General features: G+C 73.4%; 17 protein-coding genes. 14 read left to right on the plus strand and 3 right to left on the minus strand.

The genetic code is table 11. The features are described 5' to 3' along the window. Positions 1–95 precede the first annotated feature (95 nt). The 4 genes from mutA (at position 96) to rho (ending at position 6,746) form a co-directional block, all read left to right on the plus strand. Positions 96–1,952 (plus strand): methylmalonyl-CoA mutase small subunit, encoded by a 1,857-nt coding sequence (gene mutA / locus OHT61_RS02370; RefSeq protein WP_329034596.1) that lies wholly within the window; start codon positions 96–98, stop codon positions 1,950–1,952. Continuing rightward, entirely contained in the window at positions 1,952–4,186 is a 2,235-nt protein-coding gene (gene scpA, locus OHT61_RS02375) for a methylmalonyl-CoA mutase (protein WP_329034597.1), read from the plus strand. Before mutA ends, scpA begins: the two co-directional genes overlap by 1 nt. A 10-nt stretch (positions 4,187–4,196) precedes the next feature. After that, positions 4,197–5,216 (plus strand): methylmalonyl Co-A mutase-associated GTPase MeaB, encoded by a 1,020-nt coding sequence (gene meaB / locus OHT61_RS02380; protein WP_329034598.1) that lies wholly within the window; start codon positions 4,197–4,199, stop codon positions 5,214–5,216. Positions 5,217–5,603: 387 nt separating this feature from the next. Then, positions 5,604–6,746 (plus strand): transcription termination factor Rho, encoded by a 1,143-nt coding sequence (rho, locus tag OHT61_RS02385; protein WP_329034600.1) that lies wholly within the window; start codon positions 5,604–5,606, stop codon positions 6,744–6,746. A gap of 76 nt (positions 6,747–6,822) precedes the next feature. Here rho and pgm read toward each other — a convergent pair whose 3' ends face one another. Beyond that, positions 6,823–8,469, minus strand: coding sequence for a phosphoglucomutase (alpha-D-glucose-1,6-bisphosphate-dependent) (gene pgm, locus OHT61_RS02390; RefSeq protein WP_329034601.1), 1,647 nt, complete (start codon positions 8,467–8,469; stop codon positions 6,823–6,825). 591 nt (positions 8,470–9,060) lie between these two features. Here pgm and OHT61_RS02395 point away from each other — a divergent pair. The 9 genes from OHT61_RS02395 (at position 9,061) to OHT61_RS02435 (ending at position 18,859) form a co-directional block, all read left to right on the plus strand. Then, positions 9,061–10,236, plus strand: a complete 1,176-nt coding sequence (locus OHT61_RS02395; protein WP_329034603.1) for a glycosyltransferase family 4 protein — start codon at positions 9,061–9,063, stop codon at positions 10,234–10,236. Beyond that, positions 10,233–11,720, plus strand: a complete 1,488-nt coding sequence (locus OHT61_RS02400; RefSeq protein WP_329034605.1) for an exopolysaccharide biosynthesis polyprenyl glycosylphosphotransferase — start codon at positions 10,233–10,235, stop codon at positions 11,718–11,720. Before OHT61_RS02395 ends, OHT61_RS02400 begins: the two co-directional genes overlap by 4 nt. Positions 11,721–11,723: 3 nt before the next feature. Then, positions 11,724–13,085: an O-antigen ligase family protein gene (locus tag OHT61_RS02405; protein WP_329034606.1), complete on the plus strand. Its 1,362-nt coding sequence runs from the start codon at positions 11,724–11,726 to the stop codon at positions 13,083–13,085. After that, positions 13,082–14,704 (plus strand): lipid II flippase MurJ, encoded by a 1,623-nt coding sequence (locus OHT61_RS02410; RefSeq protein ID WP_443049348.1) that lies wholly within the window; start codon positions 13,082–13,084, stop codon positions 14,702–14,704. The genes OHT61_RS02405 and OHT61_RS02410 overlap by 4 nt, the downstream gene beginning before the upstream one ends. Then, positions 14,694–15,464 carry a polysaccharide deacetylase family protein gene (locus tag OHT61_RS02415; protein WP_329034608.1) on the plus strand — a complete coding sequence of 257 codons (771 nt, stop codon included), beginning with the start codon at positions 14,694–14,696 and terminating at the stop codon, positions 15,462–15,464. The genes OHT61_RS02410 and OHT61_RS02415 overlap by 11 nt, the downstream gene beginning before the upstream one ends. Further along, positions 15,461–16,603: a glycosyltransferase gene (locus OHT61_RS02420; protein ID WP_329034611.1), complete on the plus strand. Its 1,143-nt coding sequence runs from the start codon at positions 15,461–15,463 to the stop codon at positions 16,601–16,603. The genes OHT61_RS02415 and OHT61_RS02420 overlap by 4 nt, the downstream gene beginning before the upstream one ends. Then, positions 16,603–17,277: a YveK family protein gene (locus tag OHT61_RS02425; protein ID WP_329034613.1), complete on the plus strand. Its 675-nt coding sequence runs from the start codon at positions 16,603–16,605 to the stop codon at positions 17,275–17,277. Before OHT61_RS02420 ends, OHT61_RS02425 begins: the two co-directional genes overlap by 1 nt. Continuing rightward, positions 17,274–18,437, plus strand: a complete 1,164-nt coding sequence (locus OHT61_RS02430) for a GNAT family N-acetyltransferase (protein WP_329034614.1) — start codon at positions 17,274–17,276, stop codon at positions 18,435–18,437. Before OHT61_RS02425 ends, OHT61_RS02430 begins: the two co-directional genes overlap by 4 nt. Positions 18,438–18,547: 110 nt before the next feature. Beyond that, on the plus strand, positions 18,548–18,859 hold the full coding sequence (locus OHT61_RS02435) for a chaplin (protein WP_329034615.1): 312 nt from the start codon (positions 18,548–18,550) through the stop codon (positions 18,857–18,859). A gap of 90 nt (positions 18,860–18,949) precedes the next feature. On the opposite strand, the gene OHT61_RS02440 is transcribed toward OHT61_RS02435, so the two are convergent. After that, a complete protein-coding gene (locus tag OHT61_RS02440) occupies positions 18,950–19,810 on the minus strand; it encodes a tyrosinase family protein (protein ID WP_329034617.1) in 861 nt (286 codons plus the stop codon). 18 nt (positions 19,811–19,828) lie between these two features. After that, positions 19,829–20,290, minus strand: coding sequence for a tyrosinase family oxidase copper chaperone (locus OHT61_RS02445; RefSeq protein ID WP_329034619.1), 462 nt, complete (start codon positions 20,288–20,290; stop codon positions 19,829–19,831). A gap of 339 nt (positions 20,291–20,629) precedes the next feature. Here OHT61_RS02445 and OHT61_RS02450 point away from each other — a divergent pair, with 339 nt between their 5' ends. Continuing rightward, a complete protein-coding gene (locus OHT61_RS02450) occupies positions 20,630–21,892 on the plus strand; it encodes a cytochrome P450 (protein ID WP_329034621.1) in 1,263 nt (420 codons plus the stop codon). Positions 21,893–21,897: the final 5 nt, after the last annotated feature.

Consider the following 21,897-nt stretch of genomic DNA (forward strand, 5'->3'; position numbering starts at 1 on the left):
ACGTCTCAACCGAAAGAATTGCGCACATTCCGGAGAGTGCAAGGTCACAGCCTGTGGCCCTGCTGCCCGTCAGGGTGCTGACCTAGCATCTGACCATGACGGTCCTGCCTGCTGACGGGCTCTCTCTGGCCGCCGAATTCCCCGAACCCTCCCACGACCAGTGGCAGAGCCTTGTCGAAGGCGTACTGCGCAGGTCCGGCAGGGAAGTCACGGGAACGGCCGCCGAGGAAGCGCTGTCCACCGCACTCGGGGACGGGCTCACGGCCCGCCCTCTGTACACCTCCGACGACACGTCGGCCGACCCCGGTCTGCCCGGCTTCGCGCCCTTCACCCGGGGCAGCAGGGCCACGGGGAACACCACCGACGGCTGGGACGTGCGCCAGCACCACGCCCTCACCGACCCCGTACGCCTCAACGAGGCGGTGCTGGGCGACCTGGAGAACGGCGTCACCTCGCTCTGGCTGGCCGTGGGCGGCCCCGGCGGAGTGCCCGTCTCCGGCCTCGCCCGGGCGCTGGAGGGCGTCTATCTCGACCTGGCGCCGGTCGCACTCGACGCGGGCTCCGACGCCGGCGCCGCCGCGGCCGCGTTGCTCGCGCTCTACGAGGCCCGGGGCGTCGCAGGGGACGCGGCGCGCGGCAGCCTCGGGCTGGACCCGCTCGGACAGGCCGCTCGCACGGGCGCCGAGCCGGACACGGACGAGGCCGCGCACTGGGCGGGACTGTGCGGACGGCAGTACCCGGGTCTGCGGGCGATGGTCGTGGACGCGCTGCCCTACCACGAGGCGGGCGGCTCGGCAGCCGAGGAGCTGGGGCTCTCCCTCGCCACCGGCGTCGCGTATCTGAGGACGCTCACCGCGTCCGGTCTCACCGTCGAAGAGGCCTGCGCACAGCTGGAGTTCAGGTATGCGGCGACGGCCGACCAGTTCCTCACGATCGCGAAGCTCCGTGCCGCCCGGCGGCTGTGGTCGCGCGTGGCCGAGGTCTGCGGGGCACCGGGCGCCGGGGCGCAGCGGCAGCACGCCGTGACCTCGTCGGTGATGATGACGCGCCGCGATCCCTGGGTGAACATGCTGCGGACGACGCTGGCCTGCCTGGGGGCGGGTGTGGGCGGGGCCGAGGCCGTCACCGTCCTGCCGTTCGATCACGCCCTGGGGCTGCCCGACGCGTTCGCCCGGCGGATCGCCCGTAACACCTCCACCATCCTGATGGAGGAGTCGCACCTGGCCCGGGTGACGGACCCCGCGGGCGGCTCGTGGTACGTCGAGCGGCTGACGGACGAACTCGCCGCCGCGGCCTGGGCGTTCTTCCAGGAGGTCGAGCGTGCCGGCGGCCAGGCCGCCGCACTGCGCTCCGGCATGGTCGGCGAGCGGATCGCGGCCACCTGGGCCGCGCGGAGCAGTGACCTGGCGCGGCGCAAGGAGCCCGTGACCGGGGTCAGCGAGTTCCCGAACCTGGCGGAACGGCCGGTGGAGCGCGAGGCCGCGCCCGCCGCCCCCGCGTCAGGCGGACTGCCCCGGGTCCGGCGGGACGAGGCGTTCGAGGCGCTGCGCGCCCGGTCGGACCGGCATCTGGCCGCCACGGGAACCCGCCCGAAGGTGTTCATCGCCGCGCTCGGGCCCGCCGCCGTGCACACGGCGCGGGTGTCCTTCGCCGCAAACCTCTTCCTGTCGGGCGGCATCGAACCCGTCCACGACCCCGTCCCGGTCGACGCCTCGACCGCCGCCGCGGCCTTCGCCGCGAGCGGGGCGACGGCCGCCTGCCTGTGTTCGACGGACGCCCTCTACGCCGAGCAGGCCGAAGGTGTCGCCGCGGCCCTCAGGGGGGCGGGCGCCGAGCAGATCTTCCTGGCCGGGCGCCCCGGGGAGTACACCGGCGCCGACGTCCACGTCTTCGCCGGCTGCGATGTCGTCGCCGTCCTCTCCTCCGAACTCGACCGCATGGGAGTGGCGTGATGCAGACCCCCGAGACCACCGGGCCCGGCGTGGCCCAGGTGCCGGACTTCTCCGACGTGGACCTGACCGGCGACGCACCGGCCGAGGTGTCCGAGGACCGCTGGCGCGCCGCGGTGAAGGAGTCGGCCGGCCGGTCCGACGAGGAGCTCCGCTGGGAGACCCCGGAGGGCATCGAGGTCAAGCCGCTGTACACCGGACGGGACCTGGAGGGGCTCGACTTCCTCGGGACCTACCCGGGCATCACGCCGTACCTGCGGGGCCCCTACCCGACGATGTACGTCAACCAGCCCTGGACGATCCGTCAGTACGCCGGGTTCTCCACCGCCGAGGAGTCCAACGCCTTCTACCGGCGCAACCTCGCCGCGGGCCAGAAGGGCCTGTCCATCGCGTTCGACCTGCCCACCCACCGCGGCTACGACAGCGACCACCCGCGGGTGACCGGTGACGTCGGCATGGCGGGCGTGGCGATCGACTCGGTCTACGACATGCGGCAGCTCTTCGACGGCATCCCGCTGGACCGGATGTCGGTGTCGATGACGATGAACGGCGCGGTGCTTCCGGTCCTCGCGCTGTACATCGTGGCCGCCGAGGAACAGGGCGTGCCGCCCGAGAAGCTGGCCGGGACCATCCAGAACGACATCCTCAAGGAGTTCATGGTCCGCAACACCTACATCTATCCGCCCGGTCCCTCGATGCGGATCATCTCCGACATCTTCGCGTTCACCTCGCAGAAGATGCCCCGGTACAACTCCATCTCGATCTCCGGCTACCACATCCAGGAGGCCGGGGCCACGGCCGACCTGGAGCTCGCCTACACCCTGGCCGACGGCGTGGAGTACCTGCGGGCGGGTCAGGCCGCCGGGCTGGACGTGGACGCCTTCGCCCCGCGGCTCTCGTTCTTCTGGGCGATCGGCATGAACTTCTTCATGGAGATCGCGAAGCTGCGGGCCGCCCGCCTGCTGTGGGCCAAGCTCGTCAAGGAGTTCGGCCCGAAGAGCGCCAAGTCCCTCTCGCTGCGCACCCATTCGCAGACCTCCGGCTGGTCGCTGACGGCGCAGGACGTCTTCAACAACGTGACGCGTACGTGTGTCGAGGCGATGGCCGCGACCCAGGGCCACACGCAGTCGCTGCACACGAACGCGCTGGACGAGGCGCTCGCCCTGCCCACGGACTTCTCCGCGCGCATCGCCCGCAACACCCAGCTGCTGCTGCAGCAGGAGTCCGGGACCTGCCGGGTCATCGACCCGTGGGGCGGCAGCGCGTACGTCGAGAAGCTCACGCACGACCTCGCACGGCGGGCCTGGCAGCACATCGAGGAGGTCGAGGCGGCGGGCGGGATGGCGAAGGCCATCGACGCGGGCATCCCGAAGCTGAGGATCGAGGAGGCGGCGGCGCGTACACAGGCGCGGATCGACGCCGGCCGCCAGCCGGTCATCGGGGTGAACAAGTACCGGGTGGAGAGCGACGAGAAGATCGACGTGCGGTCGGTCGACAACTCCTCGGTGCGCGTGCAGCAGGTCGAGAAGCTGCGGCGGCTGCGCGAGGAACGGGACGAGGCCGCGTGCCAGGAAGCGCTCCGCGCCCTGTCCGAGGCGGCGGGCCGGGACCCCGGGCCGGGGCTCGAAGGCAACCTCCTGGCGCTGGCGGTCGACGCGGCCCGGGCGATGGCCACGGTCGGGGAGATCTCAGACGCCCTGGAGAAGGTGTACGGGAGGCACGCGGGCCAGATCCGTACGATCTCCGGGGTGTACCGCAAAGAGGCAGGAGAGTCCCCGTCCGTGGACCGCACCCGCACCCTCGTCGGAGAGTTCGAGGAGGCCGAGGGCCGGCGTCCGCGCATCCTCGTCGCCAAGATGGGCCAGGACGGCCACGACCGCGGCCAGAAGGTGATCGCGACCGCCTTCGCCGACCTGGGCTTCGACGTCGACGTGGGCCCGCTGTTCCAGACGCCGGGCGAGGTCGCCCGGCAGGCCGTCGAGGCGGACGTGCACATCGTGGGCGTCTCGTCCCTGGCGGCCGGCCACCTCACCCTCGTGCCGGCGCTGCGTGAGGAGCTGGCGGCCGAGGGCCGGGAGGACATCATGATCGTGGTCGGCGGGGTGATCCCGCCCCAGGACATCGAGGCACTGCACGAGGCGGGCGCGGCCGCGGTGTTCCCGCCCGGCACGGTGATCCCGGACGCGGCGCACGACCTGGTCACGCGGCTGGCCGCCTCGCTCGGCCACGAGCTGTGAGCCGCTGACCGTGGCCGCGAGGATCGACATCGACGCGTACGCCAAGGGTGTGCTCGACGGGAGACGCGCGTTCGTGGCCCGTGCGATCACCCTCGTGGAGTCGGCCCGCCCCGATCACCGGGTGCTGGCCCAGCGCCTGCTGAGCGACTTGCTGCCGCACGCGGGGCGAGCCCGGCGGATCGGGATCAGCGGGGTGCCGGGCGTCGGGAAGTCCACCTTCATCGATGCGCTCGGCACCCTGCTGACGGGCCTCGGACACCGGGTCGCGGTACTCGCCGTGGACCCCTCGTCCAGCCGTACGGGCGGTTCCATCCTGGGCGACAAGACCCGGATGGAGCGGCTGTCGGTGGACGCGCGGGCGTTCGTCCGCCCCTCCCCCACGGCGGGGACCCTGGGCGGTGTGGCCAAGGCGACGCGCGAGTCCATCGTGGTCATGGAGGCCGCAGGTTACGACGTCGTGCTGGTGGAGACGGTCGGGGTGGGGCAGTCGGAGACGGCGGTCGCCAACATGGTCGACACCTTCCTCCTGCTCACCCTCGCTCGTACGGGGGACCAGTTGCAGGGCATCAAGAAGGGCGTGCTGGAGCTCGCCGACGCCATCGCCGTCAACAAGGCGGACGGCCCTCACGAGCGCGACGCCCGCTCCGCCGCGCGCGAACTGGCCGGGGCGCTGCGGTTGATGCATCCGGTGGACGCGGCCTGGACTCCCCCCGTGCTGACGTGCAGCGCCCGGGAGTCGACGGGGCTCGGCGAGCTGTGGGAACGGCTGGAGCAGCACCGCACGCTCCTGGAGTCCACGGGCCGCCTGACGGCCAAGCGCCGCGAGCAGCAGGTGGACTGGACCTGGACCATGGTCCGTGACGAGCTCCTGGACGCTCTGCGCGGCCACTCTGCGGTACGCGCCCTCACTCCGGAACTCGAACAACGGGTGAGGGCAGGCGAGTTGACGGCGACTCTGGCGTCCGAGCAGATCCTCCGGGCGTTCCGGGGCGAGGAGCGGGCGGACGAGGGGCGGCCGGACACGGCCTGAGCCGGAGCCCCGGACGCGCTCCGCCGCCCCTCCGGCCCCCAGTGACTCCCGCACCCTCGGGCCCGCCCCTCGCGCGGGCGGGCCCGAGGGCACCGGCTGGACGAGGCCGGGGCACTCCGCAGTGCCCCTGAGGGCGGCCCCGCCCCGCCCGCACCCTTTCCCCCTCACCCCGATCGTGATATCTTCCGATCAGCACCCGTGTACGCCGGTATCCGGCGCCGGTGCCATTCCCCCGCTGTCGCGCCCGTCTCGTAGGACCCGCGATCCAGCTTCTCAGCACCACTTCACCTGTCCGGTCCGGGCGTCCTCGCCCGTCGTACGAGGCGTGATTCCTCCGCCCCGCCTTCGCCGGACCTCTCGTTCGCCATGTCCGCGAAAGGACCCACCATGACCACCAGCACACTCGAACGCCCCGTCGCCCCGCCGCACCAGCCGGTCCGGACCTCCGGTGTCCTCGACACCGGGGACGGCGGACACGGCGTGCTGCGTACCGACGGCGGCCACCCCTCACCCCACGACATCAAGGTGTCACCCGCCCTGATCCGGCGGTACGGCCTGCGCAGGGGCGACGTCGTCGAGGGGACCTGCGAGCGTCCCCGCGCGCTGTCCGCCATCGAAGCGGTGAACGGCCGCCCCGCGCACGAGTTGCGGGGCCGGCCGCATTTCCGTGACCTGACACCGCTGCACCCGCGCGAGCGGCTGCGCCTCGAGACGCCGGACGGCGGCCCCGCCCCCCGGATCATCGATCTGGTCGCGCCCGTCGGCAAGGGCCAGCGCGGGCTCGTCGTCGCGCCTCCCAGGACCGGAAAGACGGTACTGCTCCAGCAGGTGGCCTCCGCCGTCGCCGCCAACCACCCCGAGTGCCACCTGATGGTGGTCCTGCTGGACGAACGGCCCGAGGAGGTCACGGACATGCGCCGTTCCGTGCGGGGCGAGGTGTACGCCTCCACCTTCGACCGGCCGGCCCGGGAACACATCGCGCTGGCCGGTCTCGCCCTGGAACGCGCCAAGCGGCTCGTCGAGCAGGGCCGGGACGTCGTCGTCCTCCTCGACTCCCTCACCCGGCTGTGCCGTGCCCACAACACGAACGCGGGGGCCGGCGGCCGCACGCTGAGCGGCGGGGTGGACGCCGCCGCCCTCGTCGGCCCCAAGAAGCTCTTCGGCGCGGCCCGCCTCGCCGAGGAGGGCGGTTCGCTCACCATCCTGGCGACCGTGCTGGTGGACACCGGCTCGCGCGCCGACGACTACTTCTTCGAGGAGCTCAAGAGCACGGGCAACATGGAGTTGCGTCTCGACCGTGCGCTGGCGGACAGGCGGGTCTTCCCCGCCGTCGACGTCACCCCGTCGGGGACCCGGCGGGAGGAACTGCTGCTGCCCCCGGCGGAACTGTCCGCCGTACGCGGGCTGAGGCGGGCCCTTCGGACGAGGGACCCGCACACCGCCTACGAAGCGCTCCTGGAGCGGATCAGGTCCACCCCGGGAAACGCGGCGCTGCTGCGGCAGTTGAAGGCCACCGTCCCGGGTGCGTGACCGCGCGGCCGGCCGGCCGGAGGGCAGACCCGCCGTCCTGGTCCGCCCTCCGCCGGCCCGGGCCCCGGCCGACGGATCAGCCCGTGGAGCCCAGTGCGTCGGAGACGAGGGCGCGGGCCTCGTCCTGGACCGTGGCGAGGTGCTCCGGCCCCTGGAAACTCTCCGCGTACACCTTGTAGACGTCCTCCGTGCCGGAAGGACGTGCCGCGAACCAGGCGCTGTCGGTACACACCTTGAGCCCTCCCATCGCCGCGCCGTTGCCCGGGGCCTCGGTGAGCACGGCGGTGATGGGCTCACCGGCCAGTGTGTCCGCGCGGACCTGTTCGGGCGACAGCCTGGCCAGCACGGCCTTCTGCTCACGGGTCGCGGGCGCGTCGACCCGGGCGTAGGCGGGGTCGCCGAAGCGCGCCGTGAGTTCGGCGTAGTGCTGCGAGGGCGTGGAGCCCGTGACGGCGGTGATCTCCGAGGCGAGGAGGGCGAGCAGGATCCCGTCCTTGTCGGTCGTCCACACCCGGCCGTCGCGGCGCAGGAAGGACGCGCCGGCCGACTCCTCGCCGCCGAAGCCCAGGGTTCCGCCGAACAGCCCGTCGACGAACCACTTGAAGCCCACCGGGACCTCGACGAGTCGCCGTCCGAGGTCCGCGGCGACCCGGTCGATCATGGAGGAGGAGACCAGCGTCTTTCCGATGCCGGTACCGGCCGGCCAGCCGTCGCGGTGCGAGTAGAGGTAGCGGATCGCCACGGCCAGGTAGTGGTTGGGATTCATCAGCCCGCCGTCGGGCGTGACGATGCCGTGCCGGTCGGCGTCGGCGTCGTTGCCGGTGGCGATGGTGTAGGCGTCGCGCTGCTCGATCAGTGAGGCCATGGCGTGCGGCGACGAGCAGTCCATCCGGATCTTCCCGTCCCAGTCCAGCGTCATGAACCGCCAGGTGGGATCGGCGAGCGGGTTGACGACCGTGAGGTCGAGGCGGTGCCGCTCGGCGATCCGCCCCCAGTAGGCGACCGATGCGCCGCCCAGCGGGTCGGCGCCGATCCTGATCCCGGCGTCGCGCACGGCGTCCAGGTCGAGCACGGCCGGGAGGTCGTCGACATAGCCGGTCAGGAAGTCGTGGCGGCCCGTGGTCCCGGCGGCGAGCGCCCGGGCGTAGGGGATCCGCCGGACCTCCTTCAGCCCGCCCTCGACCAGGGCGTTGGCGCGGTCCTGGATCCACGAGGTGGCGTCCGATCCGGCGGGGCCGCCGTGCGGCGGGTTGTACTTGAAGCCGCCGTCCCCGGGAGGGTTGTGCGACGGGGTGACCACGATGCCGTCCGCGAGACCGCCGGTACGGTCGCGGTTGTACGTCAGGATCGCGTGCGAGACGGCCGGGGTGGGCGTGTAGCCGTCGTCCGCGTCGATCAGGACGGTCGCGCCGTTGGCCGCGAGGACCTCGACTGCCGTGACCCTCGCGGGTTCGGACAGCGCGTGGGTGTCGGCGCCGAGGAACAGCGGACCGTCGGTGCCCTGCTCTCGCCGGTACTCGCAGATGGCCTGGGTGGTGGCGGCGATGTGGTCCTCGTTGAACGCGGCCGCCAGGGCCGAACCGCGGTGGCCCGAGGTTCCGAACGCCACGCGCTGGCCGGGCTCGGACGGATCGGGGTGGACGGAGTAGTAGGCCGTCACCAGCCGTGCCACATCCACCAGATCGCCGGCCTGCGCCGGCCGGCCGGCCCGTTCGTGAACCATCGTCTCTCCTCTGTCTTCGGCTGCCGCTCTCGGACCGTCCCGGGGCGGACGATCATCACGAGTTGTACCCGATCCTGCCGCGTCGACCGCGCTCCGGGACAGCCCGTACGGGACGGGACCAGCAGTACATACGGAACGGGCGGGCCGCACGGCCTGTTCCGCGCGATCGGCCGGTTCACGCGGATGTGCCGCACGAACTCGGGACCACCGGATTGCGCCCCGGGACACCTCCGGAACGCCCTCCGCCGGAATTCACGGCACCGGACGGACGGGGCGGTCCGGCGCATTCCGGCCGGGAATTCCGGTTGGCTCGGGTGTACGAACAGAGGCATACACCATGGGCCATCATGCGCCAACGCCCGACAGAAAATCCTATTGGCCCATCTGACACGCCGCAGCATTCGGGGGTAAATTATCCGACGACCCGACAGGGCTAACGACGCGGCTTCGAACGCGAGTCGTCCGCGTTTTCCCACCCGGCGTCTGCCACAGTGCGTTTCGGTTTCACCCACTTGATCTCCGCCGCCACATTCCTTGCCGCCGGTGTTTACCCGAACCGGCTCTTCGGGGGCTTGTGAAAGAGAGCCGTGCGTGCTGCAGAAGAGTTGCACCGAGGAAAATCGACTGACGGTCCTTCACCTGGTCCAGCCGGTGGAGGGCGGAGTCGCGAGGGTCGTGACCGACCTCGTCGCGGCTCAGGTCCGTGCGGGACTGCGTCCCGTCGTGGCCTGCCCGCCGGGTGGTGAACTGGCGGCCGGAGCGGCCACCGCCGGTGCTCGCGTGTACGAATGGCCGGCCGAGCGGGCTCCGGGTCCCCGGCTGAGCCGCGAGGTCTCCACGGCCGGCCGTCTGATCCGCTCATGCCGTCCGGATGTGATCCACGCCCACAGTGCGAAGGCCGGGCTCGCCGGGCGCCTCGCCGTGCGCGGCCGGGTACCGACCGTGTTCCAGCCCCACGCCTGGTCGTTCGAGGCGCTGGACGGCCGGGCTGCCGGCCTTGCGGCGTCCTGGGAGCGGTTCGCCTCCCGCTGGAGCGACCGCATCGTGTGCGTCAGCGAGTCCGAGCGGCGCGCCGGCGAACGGGCCGGCATCGCGGCGCACTGGTCGGTGATCCACAACGGCATCGACCTGAGCCACTTCCTGCCCGTGGGACCGGAGGAGGCGTCGGCCGGCCGCGCGGCCCTCCCGCTCCTCGCGGGCGTTCCGGCCGACGCCCCGCTCGTGGTGTGCGTGGGGCGCCTGAGCCGGCAGAAGGGACAGGACGTGCTGCTGCGGGCCTGGCGGACCGCTGACACGGCCGGTGCACGGCTCGTCCTGGTCGGCGACGGTCCCTGCGCACCGGAACTGCGGCGCACGGCACCCGACGGGGTGCTGTTCGCGGGGGCCACCGCCGACGTGCGGCCGTGGATCCGGGCCGCGGATCTGGTCGTGCTCCCCTCGCGGTGGGAGGGGATGGCGCTGGCCCCGCTCGAAGCCATGGCATGCGGCACGCCCGTCCTGCTGTCCGACGTCGACGGGGCCAGGGAGAGCCTGCCCGCCGGACATCTGGCCCACTGCCTCGTACCGCCCGAGGATCCCGCGGCACTCGCGGCGGCCCTGACCGCCCTGCTGGCCGACCCCGGACTGCGGGCGGAGCTGGGCCGGACGGCTCAGAGCCGCACGCGGTCGGTCTTCGACGTGACGAAGACAGCCGGGGCGGTCCTGCACCTCTACCACGAACTTGTCGGCAAGTCCCGCCCCATGACGAGGAAGCGCACCCAGCGATGACGACGGAGAGTGCCCCTGTTCCCCGAGCCGCCCAGGCAACTGCCGTACGGAGCGCGGCTTCCGCTGTACGACCACCGCGGAGCGGCGGTGACGACGCACCGGCCGCGCAGGCCGCCGCCGGTGTCCGGCGCCGCAGGGCGCCCGCGGCGCTGATGGCCTCCGACGGGCTCGCCCTCGGCCTGGCCGTGGTGCTGGTGGCACCAGGCCCGTGGCCACCGGTCGTCCTCCTCCTGCAGGTCGCCCTCCAACTGCTGCTGCACGCCTACCGGGGCCTGTACCGGACCGGCCTGTCCCCCTCGGTGCTGGCGGAGCTGCCCGCGCTGACCGGCCTCGCCCTGGTGCAGTGGTACGTCACGGCCGAGGCCCTGACCACCTACGACCCCCGCTACTCCGCCGGCTGGACGGCACCGGCCTGCGCCTTCGGCGTGCAGCTCCTGCTGGGCTGCTGCGGGCGCGCGGCCGTCCACCGGGTCCGGCTGCGGTCCGCCGCGCGCCATCCGCAGTCCACCCTGGTGATCGGCGACGGGCAGCTCGCCGACCGGGTCGTCGCCGTCCTCCAGGAGCACACGCGCTACGGCATGCGGCCGGTGGGCAGGGTGGGGGCCACGGCCGCCGCGACGGACGCGCCCCCGGACGCCGAGGCCGGTGAGGCACCGCTGCCCGTCCTCGCCTCGGTGCAGGACGCGAGCCGGGCGGTCATCCAGAACTCCGTCCGTCACGCCGTGTTCACGGTGCCGCCCGAGTCGGCGCCGGACGGAGCCGAGCTGTTCGCTCTCTTCGCCAAGCACGGCTGCCGGGTGTGGCTGATCACCGATCAGGAATCCGTCGCCCGCTACCGGAACGGCCCCCGGCCCGACCACGTGTGGGGTTTCGCCGCCCATCCGCTGGAGACCGGCCCGCACCGCCCGGTGGCCCACCGGCTGAAGCGGGCCATGGACGCGGTCCTGGCCGCGGTCGCCCTGGTCGCCGCCGCGCCCGTCATGGCCGCCTGCGCACTGGCCGTACGCGTCTGCGACGGTCCGGGTGTCGTGTTCCGCCAGGAGCGCGTCGGCAGGAACGGACGGCCCTTCGTGCTCCTGAAGTTCCGCACCCTGCGCGCCGACGCGCACGAGTCGGCGACCCGGTGGAACGTGTCGGAGGACCGGCGGATGAGCGTGGTCGGCCGGACCCTGCGCAGGACGTCGCTCGACGAGCTCCCCCAGCTGTGGAACGTGGTGCGCGGCGACATGAGCCTGGTCGGACCTCGACCCGAACGACCCTATTTCGTCCAGCAGTTCAGCCGGATGCATCCCGGCTACCGGACCCGTCACCGGATGCCGGTCGGCATCACGGGACTCGCGCAGGTGAACGGCCTGCGCGGTGACACCTCGATCGAGGACCGGGCCCGGTTCGACAACAGGTACATCGAGACATGGTCGCTGTGGCAGGACATGTGCGTGCTCGCGCGCACGGCCGGCTCGGTGTTCCGGCTCGGAGGAAGCTGAACCGTGGCACTCATCGCAACCGCGGCGCCCGCGGTACGGCCCGTCGGCAGGAGTGCGCGCCTCCACAGGTGGGCGCGCCGCTGGCCACTGCTCCCGCTGGTCCTTGCCGTGCTGCTGCTGGCCGTACCGGACGACGGCGCGGGGGCCGGGGCCGTCCTCGGGGTGCCGGCCCCCGATCTCCTCTCGGGCGTCGCCGTCCTCGTGTGCGCGGGCCGCCTGCTGTTCCTGCGCAGGCGTCCCCTCACCGTCGCGGCCGCCCTCGTCCTCGGTCTGCCGGCCGTGGGACTCACCCTGGCCACCGTCACGGCCGCGGACCCGGCGGCGGCGCTCCCCGGCCTCGCCCGGTACCTCCAGATCTTCGTCCTGGTGCCCGCGGCGGTCCTGCTGCTGGTCCGGGACGCGCAGGGCTTCCGGATCGTCGCCGGTTCGCTGGTCGTCCTGGCGGCCGTCCAGGGGGCGACGGGCGTGCACCAGTACGTCACGGGCTCCGGCGCCTCGTACATGGGCGAGGACATCCGCGCGGTGGGCACGTTCGGCCCCAGCGACGTGATGGGGATGGCCACCGTCGTCGGCTACGGGCTGCTGGCCGCCGTCGCCTACGCGCTGCGCACCCCGGCGGGTACGCCCGCCTGGCTGAGGCCGTGGGCCCCCGTGACCGCGGCGCTGCTGGTCGTCCCGCTCACCCTGTCCTTCAGCCGGGGCGCCTGGATCGCGACCGCGGCGGGGGCGCTCGCCGTGATCGCGCTGACCGGCGCCCGGCAGGCCGTCCGGGCCCTGGCCGTCCTGGCGGCGGCGGGGACCGTGCTCGTCGGCGGATTCGGCGTCGGGTCCGAGATGATCTCGCAGCGGCTCACCAGCATCACCCAGGTGACCAGCGCACCGGACCAGTCGGTCAACGACCGCTACGCGATGTGGGCCGCCGCCGCGGACATGTGGCGTGAGCGGCCCGCGACCGGCGTCGGCCTCAAGGGCTTTCCCACGCACCGCGACGCGCACGCCTCCATCGGGCTCTCCGCGGGCAGCGACACGGCGGGAGCGGGGCAGGCGTTCCGCAAGCAGCCGCTGCTCTCCCCCCACAACATGTACCTGCTGGTCCTCAGCGAGCAGGGACTCGTCGGCTTCGTCGCGCTGGTCGGCTCCTGGGCCGCGCTGCTGGTCGGCGGCGTGCGCAGACTGGTGCGCGCCCGGGCACGGGGCTCCGCCGCCGTCGACTGCGGGCTCGCCGCCGTCGGGCTGATGACCTGGCAGACCGTCGACTTCCTGTACGCCGACATCGGGGGCCCGTCCACCGTGCTCACCGGGATCGTGCTGGGCCTCGCCGCGTGGTGGGCACTGGCGGATCCGGAGAGGACGACCACCGCGTGAGCACGACCACCACGGGAACGGCCGGGGAGGCGCCGGACACCACGGCGTCCGTCCACGGTGACCCGGCCGGCCCCGGGCGGTTCCTCGCGCGGGCCGCGGGGGGCGCCGCCGGTCTGACCGTGATCGCCGCTCTCCTGGGGCTGGTCCGGGACCAGGCCGTCGCCCGGCTCTTCGGCGCCAGCCATGACAGCGACGCCTTCCTGATCGCGTGGACCGTGCCGGAGATGGCGGCCACGCTGCTGATCGAGGACGGCATGGCGCTCCTGCTCGTGCCCGCGTTCAGTCTGGCCCTGACCAGGCGGGCCGCGGGCGGGCACCTGACGGACCCCGTACGCGCCCTGGTCGCGGACACCCTGCCGAGGCTGTTCGCCGCCCTGGCCTGCGCGGGCGCGCTGCTCGTCGTGGGGGCGCCCTGGGCCGTCGCGGTCCTGGCGCCGGGGCTGGACGATCCCCGGCTGGCGGTGGACTGCACCCGTCTGACGGCGGTCACGGTCCTCACCTTCGGTGTCACCGGATACTTCAGCGCGGCGCTGCGGGCGCACGGGCGGTTCCTCGCACCGGCCGGGGTCTACATCGCGTACAACATCGGCATCATCGCCGTGACGCTGGCGCTGCACTCCGTCTGGGGGGTGCGCGCGGCGGCCGCCGGGGTCGCCTTCGGCAGCGTGCTGATGATCCTCACCCTGCTGCCCACGTTCGTACGGCTGGTGCCGCGGCGGGGCGGGCCCCGCCGGGGCGCCGCGCGCGGGCAGCGGCCCGCGCTGCTCGGTGCGACGGTACTGGCACCCGTCGTCCTGTTCGTGGTGAGCCGTCAGTCGCAGGTCCTCGTCGAGCGGTTCCTCGCCTCGTCCCTGCCGGACGGTGCCATCTCGCACCTCAACTACGCCCAGAAGGTGGCGCAGTTGCCGATGGTGCTGTCGATGATGATCTGCACGGTGACGTTTCCGGTGGTGGCCAGGGCCATGGCGTCCGGTGACCGGGAGGGCGCACGGCGGCGGGTCGAACGTGACCTCGCGCTCGCCGGGACCGTGGTGCTGCTGGGCACCGCGGTGGTCCTCGGCTGTGCGCAGCAGATCGTCGAGGTCCTCTTCCAGCGCGGGGCCTTCGACGCCGCCGACACCGCCGCCACGGCCGGTGTCATGCGGGTCTACGCCCTCGGGCTGCTGGGCCACACCCTGGTCGGAGCCCTGTGCAGGCCCTACTTCTCCGCCGGCCGGCCCACCTGGTACCCGCTGGGTGCGATGGCGGCGGGACTGATCGTGACCACGGGGGCCGGGCTGGCCCTGACCGGTCCGTTCGGTGTCGACGGCATCGCCGCGGCGAACGCCGTCGGCATCAGCACGGCCGCGCTGCTGATGCTGCTGGGGCTGCGCGCACGGGCGGTGCCCGTCCGGGCGAGCACCGTGGCCCTGTCGCTCCTGCGCCCGGCCGCTGCGGCGGCGGTCGCCGCCGTCGCGGCCGGGCTCGCCACCGGCCTGATGCCCGGCCCTGTGGCCGGCCTCGCCGCGGGGTGCCTCGCCGTCCCCGCGGCCTTCCTTCTGACCGCTCTGACGCTCCGGGCTCCCGAAGCCCTCCATCTGCTGGCACTCGTCCGACGGAGGTTCTCCCATGGCCGCTGACACCTCGGCACCCCGTGCTCCCGCGCTCCCTCCGCGCACCCGGCCGTGGATCCTCACGTACCACTCCGTGAGCGATCCCACGGACGATCCGTACGGCATCACGGTCTCCGCCGAGCGCCTGGACGAGCAACTGACCTGGCTGCGGCGCCGGGGCCTGACCGGGGTGGGGATCACCGCCCTGCTCCGCGCGCGGAGCGCCGGTGAGCGCGGGCTCGTCGGCCTGACGTTCGACGACGGGTACGCCGACTTCGTCGACGAGGCGCTCCCCGTGCTCCTCGCCCACGGTTTCGGTGCCACGGTGTTCGTCCTGCCCGGGCGGCCGGGCGGCTCCAACGTCTGGGACCCGCTCGGTCCGCGCCGGCCGCTGCTGACGGAGGAGGGCGTCCGCACCGCCGCCGCGGCGGGCGTGGAGATCGGCTCGCACGGCATGCTCCACCGCGACCTGACGACGCTCTCCGACGACGACCTGCGCCGCGAGACACACGACAGCCGGGACGCGCTGCGCCGCATCACCGGGCACGCCCCGGCCGGGTTCTGCTATCCGTACGGCACGGCCGACCGGCGGGTCGCCGAGTCGGTGCGGGACGCCGGATACGTCTACGGCTGCGCCCTGGCACCCGGCTCCCTGTCGGGGCCGCACGCCCTGCCCCGCACGCACGTCAGCCAGGCCGACCGGGGCGCCCGCCTGCGGGCCAAGGAGGTACGGCACCGGCTGCGGGAGCGCCGCGCCGCAGCGTCGCGGCGGGGTGACGCCGGATGAGGGCGCTGCACGTGATCACCGGGCTCGGCGTGGGCGGCGCCGAGCAGCAGCTGCGCCTGATGCTGCGTCATCTTCCGGCGCGGTGCGACGTGGTGACGCTCGCCAATCCGGGAGCGGTGGCCGAGGGGCTCCGCGCTGACGGTGTCCGGGTCCACCACCTGGGCATGCGCGGCAACCGCGACCTGGCGGCCGTGCCCCGGCTGGCCCGGCTGATCCGCCGCGGGACGTACGACCTGGTGCACACCCACCTCTACAGGGCCTGTGTCTACGGCCGGATCGCGGCCCGGCTGGCCGGGACCCCCGTGGTCGCGACGGAGCATTCGCTGGGGCGCGCGGAGATCGAGGGGCGTCCGCTCACGCGCGGCACCCGGGAGCTCTACCTGCGCACCGAGCGGCTGGGAGCGGCGACGGTCGCCGTCTCCGACACGGTCGCCCGCCGGCTGCGCGAGTGGGGCGTGCCCGCAGCCCGGATCCACACCGTGCCGAACGGCATCGACGCGGCCGCCTTCCGCCACGACGAGGGACGACGGCGCGCCACGCGGGCGCGGCTGGGCATTCCCGACGGAGCCTTCGTGGTGGGCGGCGTGGGCAGACTCGTCCCCGGGAAACGCTTCGACCTGCTGATCCGCGCGGTCTCCGAGCTTCCCGGCGCCTGGCTCGTCCTGGCCGGGGAGGGCCCGGAGGCGCCGTCGCTGCACGGCCTCGCGGCGCGGCTGGGGGTGGCGGACCGGGTCCGCCTGCTCGGGGAGTGCGGCTCCGCGGTCGCGTCCCCCGGGGTCCCCGCGGTCCTCAGCGCCGTCGACGTGTTCGTGTCGGCCTCCCGCGAGGAGACGTTCGGCCTGGCGGCCGTCGAGGCGCTGGCCGCGGGGCTCCCCGTGCTGTACGCGGTCTGCCCCGCCGTCGAGGACCTTCCGGCGGGCCTCGCGCCCGGAGCGCTCCGTATCGGGTATTCCTCGGAGACAGCCGACCCCGCCCCCGCACTGACGGCGGCGCTGAGGCACCGGATGGAGAGCGGCACGCGCCGGCTGCCGCCCCCGCCGGCCGTGGACCACTACGACATCGCACGCAGCAGCCGGCGGCTCATGGACGTCTACGCACAAGCCATCGACACCGAACCCTCGACCGGGAGAGCACACTGATGACCGAGTCCCCCGCGCAGCCGTCCGTCTCGGGACGGTTCCGCAGGCTCCGCCCCGCGTCCGTACGGCCCACCTGGTGGCCGCTGCCGGCCGGCATCCTGCTCGGGGCAGCCTGCGGATTCTCCTACGGCATGCTCGCCACCCCCCAGTACACGGCCACCAGTTACGCGATGGTCACCGCGGGCAAGAGCGTCGACCCGGCCGCGGCCCTGGGGTACGCGCAGTCTTACGGCCGCCTGGCCACGAGCGACGCGACCCTCTCGTACGCCAAGGGGGCCGCGGGCGAGCCGGTGCGCGAACTGCGCACGCACGTGCTGTCCGAGACGTCTCCGGACTCCCCGATGATCGCCGTCACCGGCACGTCGGACGATCCGGACCGTGCCGCGGACATCGCCAACGCCGTCACCGAGGCCGTGGTCGTCAGCAGCGGGCACGTCGCGAAGGACACCGGCGTGAAGCTGATCAAGTTCTCGCACGCCGTTCCACCGGGCGATCCGGCGTCCCCGTCCGTGCCCCTCGGCGCGGCGGTGGGCGCGAGCGCGGGAGGCCTGGTCGGCGGCCTGGTCCTGCTCGTCCGCCCGCGCCCCGGACGCAGGGACACCACCGCGCCGGTGCCCGCACCCGCCCAGGGCGGGGCCGCCGCGCCGGCCGACGAGAAGGAGCTCGTGGGATGAACACCGACCGCCGACGGCTCACCGTCACGCTCTGCCGCGACCTCGCGGAGTTCACGGACCTCGCCGCGGAGTGGGACGCCCTGCACCGCCGCTGTCCGACCGCCACACCGTTCCAGAGCCACGCGTGGCTCCGCTCGTGGTGGCTCTCCTACGGAGCGCCCGGCCGGCTCCGCGTGCTGCTGGCACGGCGCAACGGGCGGCTGATCGGGGCGGCGCCGCTCATGCTCGTGCACCGGCCGATGCCCCTCCTCATGCCGATCGGCGGGGCGATCTCCGACTTCTTCGACATCCTGGTCGACGGCGAGGACGCGCCCGCCGCCGTGACGGCGCTGGAGCGGGGGCTCCACCGGGCCGCCTCCCACACGGTCGTCGACCTGCGGGAGGTACGGCCCGACGCGTCCGCCCAGCTGCTGTTCGACAGCTGGTCCGGCGCGCGGAGCAGGCTCACCGACTCGACCTGCATGGAACTGCCCGCCGAGCCGATCGACACCCTCATCGCGCGGATGGGCGGGTCGCGGGCCCAGCGGTCCCGGGCCAAGCTGCGCAAGATCGACTCGCTGGGCATCGAGTGCCGTGAGGCATCCGTCCACCGGGTGGCGGGCGCGATCGGCAACCTGCTGCACCTGCACGAGCTGCAGTGGCTCGGCAGGGGGGTCAACCCGGAGCACCTGCGCCCCCGGTTCTGCGCGCACCTGGTGCGCTCCGCGCGCCGGATGGTGCGTGACGGGGAGGCCACGGTCAGGGAGTTCGTGCTCGACGGTGAGGTGGTGGCGGCGGACCTGTCCCTCGGGTCGGCGCAGCTCACCGGCGCCTATCTGTACGGCGTCGATCCCCGGCTCCGGGAGCGGAAGGTGGACGTCTCGTCGATGCTGCTGCGGGAGATCGCGCGGGAGGCTTCGGGTTCGGGGCGCGGCGTGCTGAGTCTCCTGCGGGGCGCGGAGCAGTACAAGAACAACTGGGGTCCGGTGGCGGTCGTCAACCAGCGCCTGCTGCTGGCCCGCTCAGCCCTGGAGCCGATGCTCCGTCTGCGCGAGGGACAGCTGGCCGTGCGCGACCTGGCGGCGGAGACCGTGAAGTCCCGCTTCCCGGCCGCGCGGGACTGGCGCGCCCGGCTGAGCGAGCTCCCGGTGACCGGACTCTCCCTCGTCACCCGGAGTTGATCCTAGATGATTACTTTTGCGGTGATCCGTTACCGTCTGTCGATTCCCGCGTTGTCAGTGCATACCGGCCGCACCCCCCGCGGCCGGTCTCGAATCCCCAAGGAGAACTGATGTCGCGTATCTCGAAGGTGGCCGCCGTCGTGGCAGGTACCGGTGCCCTGGTCGCCGGCGGTGCCGGCATGGCCTTCGCCGACGCCGGCGCGGGCGCCGTGGCCGCCGGCTCCCCCGGTGTCCTTTCGGGCAACGTCATCCAGGTGCCCGTGCACGTCCCGGTCAACGTCTGCGGCAACACGGTCAACGTGATCGCCCTGCTCAACCCGGCGTTCGGCAACACCTGCGCCAACGTGTCGGAGCACCACGAGGTCGAGGCCGAGCACCACGACGACTCCAAGGCCGAGGGTGACTACGGCTACGGCCACTGATCTCCCTGACGGGACCTGCCGGGCCCCCTCCCTCCGCGTCGGTGCGGAGCGAGGGGGCCCGGCCGCGTCATGCGCGGGACCGGCGGCCGCTCACACGTACCGGTAGAGGCGGGAGTGGTCCATGAGCTGGGAGGGCGGTACGTCCCAGGGCGGCATCGGGCGGTCGTACGGGAAGACCCTGTCCTGCTCGGGGTCGTCGGCCGCCAGCGCGCCGGCCGGCAGGTAGCGCGAGCGCGGGTGCGCCTTCTGCCAGCGCGTCCACAACAGGTCGATGAAGGCGTGGTGCAGCCAGAAGACGGGGTCGTCGGGCGATGCCGCGCCGGCCATGGACCCGCCGATCCAGCGGTGGACCCGGTTGTGGTTGGCGATCTCGCGCGACCCCCTGATCCCCCAGCCCTCGATCCTGTTCCGGAAGCCGCGGGTGCTGACGCTGTTCCAGGGCTCGGCGTCGTAGAGGGGGTCCTTCAGCGCGCGGTCCACCTCCGCCGGGCGGGGCAGGGTGACCGGAGCCGACGGCCGGCCGAAGTCCCGGCGCAGAAAGGGTTCGTCGGTGACCCCGGCGCTGATCCGCCAGTTTCCCTGCCGGTAGGCGAAGGGCCCCGTCATGACCTGCCGGTCCCCCGGCCTGCCGTTGCCTCCGAGGAGATCGCCCCTCCACAGGGACGCGCCGGGTGTGTTGTCCCGGGTCCAGTCCCAGTAGGGGATCGAGACGCGCGGGTCGACACTCCGCAGCGCCTTCTCGAACTCCAGCAGGTATCTGCGGTGCCAGGGGAAGAAGGACGGGGTCATGTGGGCGGGACGCGGCCTGCTGTCCCCGTCGGACACGTAGAACTCGACGTGCATCCGGACGAACTCGTCGTACCGTCCGGAGCGTTTGAGCTCCAGGATCGCGTCCACGAGACGCTTCTTCTCCGTGCGGGTGAGGTCGCGCTGATTCTTGCGGCTGTACACCGGGCTCGTCCTCCGGGGTCAGATGGCGTGCGGGGGCGCCGCCGACAGCTGTGCGGCGCCGATCTCGTCGACCGCCGCGCGGGCCGTCTCGAGCAGCGTGGGGTAGGACTCGTAGTGGTTGACGGCGCTGAGGTAGCTCCCGTCCGCGCGCCGCATCACGTGCAGGGGGCGGCCGTCGATGCGGACGTCGGCCTCGGGCGCCGTGGTCACCGCACCCGCCGCGGCGGCCTGCGGCCGCGTCCCCGCGGGGACCACCGGGGTGACCCCACCGCGGATCTCGCGCCCCTTGTACAGCTCGGAGAAGCGCTCGGGCCCCACGGCGTCACGCCGGTCGCCCGCTCCGTCCACCTGCTCCCGCAGGAGTACCGGGGCGAGCGCTCCGCCGGTGGCGGCGACGACGGCCACGGTGAAGGCGGTCCGCAGGACCGCGCGGCGGGCCGGGCCCGCCGGCTCCGCACCGGTGCGGGTGTTCGGGTTCATGGTGGGTGTACCTGCCTCTCGTCCGCTTCCGCGAGGTGTCTCGCACACGTGGGCAACGACGCGCGGGGCGAACGGTTCTGATGGACCGGAACGCGCCCTGCCGGTCTCCACGCGCCCGCGGCACCCGGCGCGGCGTAACGGCCGGCTGTCGGACACGTCCCATTACACCCCGAGCGGGGCAGGCCTCCGCCGCGCGACGCGCGTCGGGTGCGTGCCCGGGCCGGACGGCCCTCCGCGCGTACCGCGACCGTGGGAATTCGTCCGGCCGCTCCGGCCGTGTCGGCCTCCCGGAGGGGGCCGCCGGGCCAGCATGGCCGTCCGAACCCCCGGAGGTTGGACATGAACGCGCCGACGCAGGCACCCGCCCACCGCGTGCGAGGGACGGAGGGTGCGGACCTCGCCGACCCGGCGTTCTGGCGGCTCCCGCGGTCGCGGCGCCTGTCGGAGTTCGCGCGGCTCCGGGAACTCGACGCCCCGGTCCGCTTCACGCCGGGCAACGGGTCGCGCACACCCTTCTACGCCCTCGTCAGGCACGCCGACGTGCGGGCGGCCAGCCGGCAGCCGCTCCTCTTCGCGAGCGCGCCCGGGGCCACCTCTCCGGAACCGGCGCCCTGGGCGAAGGCGCTGTTCGGCAACTCCATGGTGAACATGGACGGTCCCGGGCACGCGGGTCTGCGCAGGACCATCTCGCGCGCCTTCACACCGCGGCTGCTCGCCGCGGCCGAGGAGAACATCTCCGCCGTCGCCGCGCGGCTGGTCGACGAGACGGCCGCCGAGGGCCCTGGTGACTTCATGCGGTCGGCGGCCTCGCGCATGCCCTTCGAGGTCATCTGCGACCTGATGGGCATCCCCGCCCGCCACCGCACCGCGATCCTCGCCCGGATCGACGACGCGTCGGAGTACGTCGGGGTGCAGCGCCGCGGCCGGGCGCGGCTGCGCGTGCCCGGCCGGGGTCTGCGCTCGCTGGCCCGCATGCAGTTCGAGATGGCGGGCATCGCCCGGGAGCGGCGTCGCGTCCCGGCGGACGACGTGATCTCGGCGCTCGTGCGCGCCGACGTCGACGGGCGGGCCCTGTCCTCCCGCGAGCTCGGCGCGTTCTTCTCGCTGCTTCTCGTGGCCGGTGTGGAGACCACCCGGAACGCGATCGCCCACGGGCTGGTCCTGCTGACCGCGCATCCGGAGCAGCGGGCGCTCCTGAGGTCCGATTTCGAGCGGTACGCCGACGGCGCCGTGGACGAGATCGTCCGCCACTCGACGCCCATCATCCAGTTCCGCCGCACGGTCGCCGCCGAATGCGAGCTGGGAGGGCGCACGTTCCTGCCCGGGGAGAAGGCCGTGCTCCTGTACGCGTCGGCGAACCGGGACGCCTCGGTCTTCGCGGACCCCGACGCCTTCGACATCACCCGGTCGCCGAATCCGCACCTGGGCTACGGCGGCGGCGGGCCGCACCACTGTCTGGGCGCGCATCTGGCGAAACTGGAGATGAAGGCCCTGTTCCGGACCATGCTCGAACGGCTGGGAGACGTACGGTCGGTGGGAGAGCCGGGGCTGGTCGACTCGAATTTCGACAATCGTGTCGGCACCCTCCCCTACGCATTCTGACGGGT

Origin of the sequence: Streptomyces sp. NBC_00178 (genome assembly GCF_036206005.1) — a bacterium.
In the GTDB taxonomy this organism is placed as follows: Bacteria; Actinomycetota; Actinomycetes; order Streptomycetales; family Streptomycetaceae; genus Streptomyces.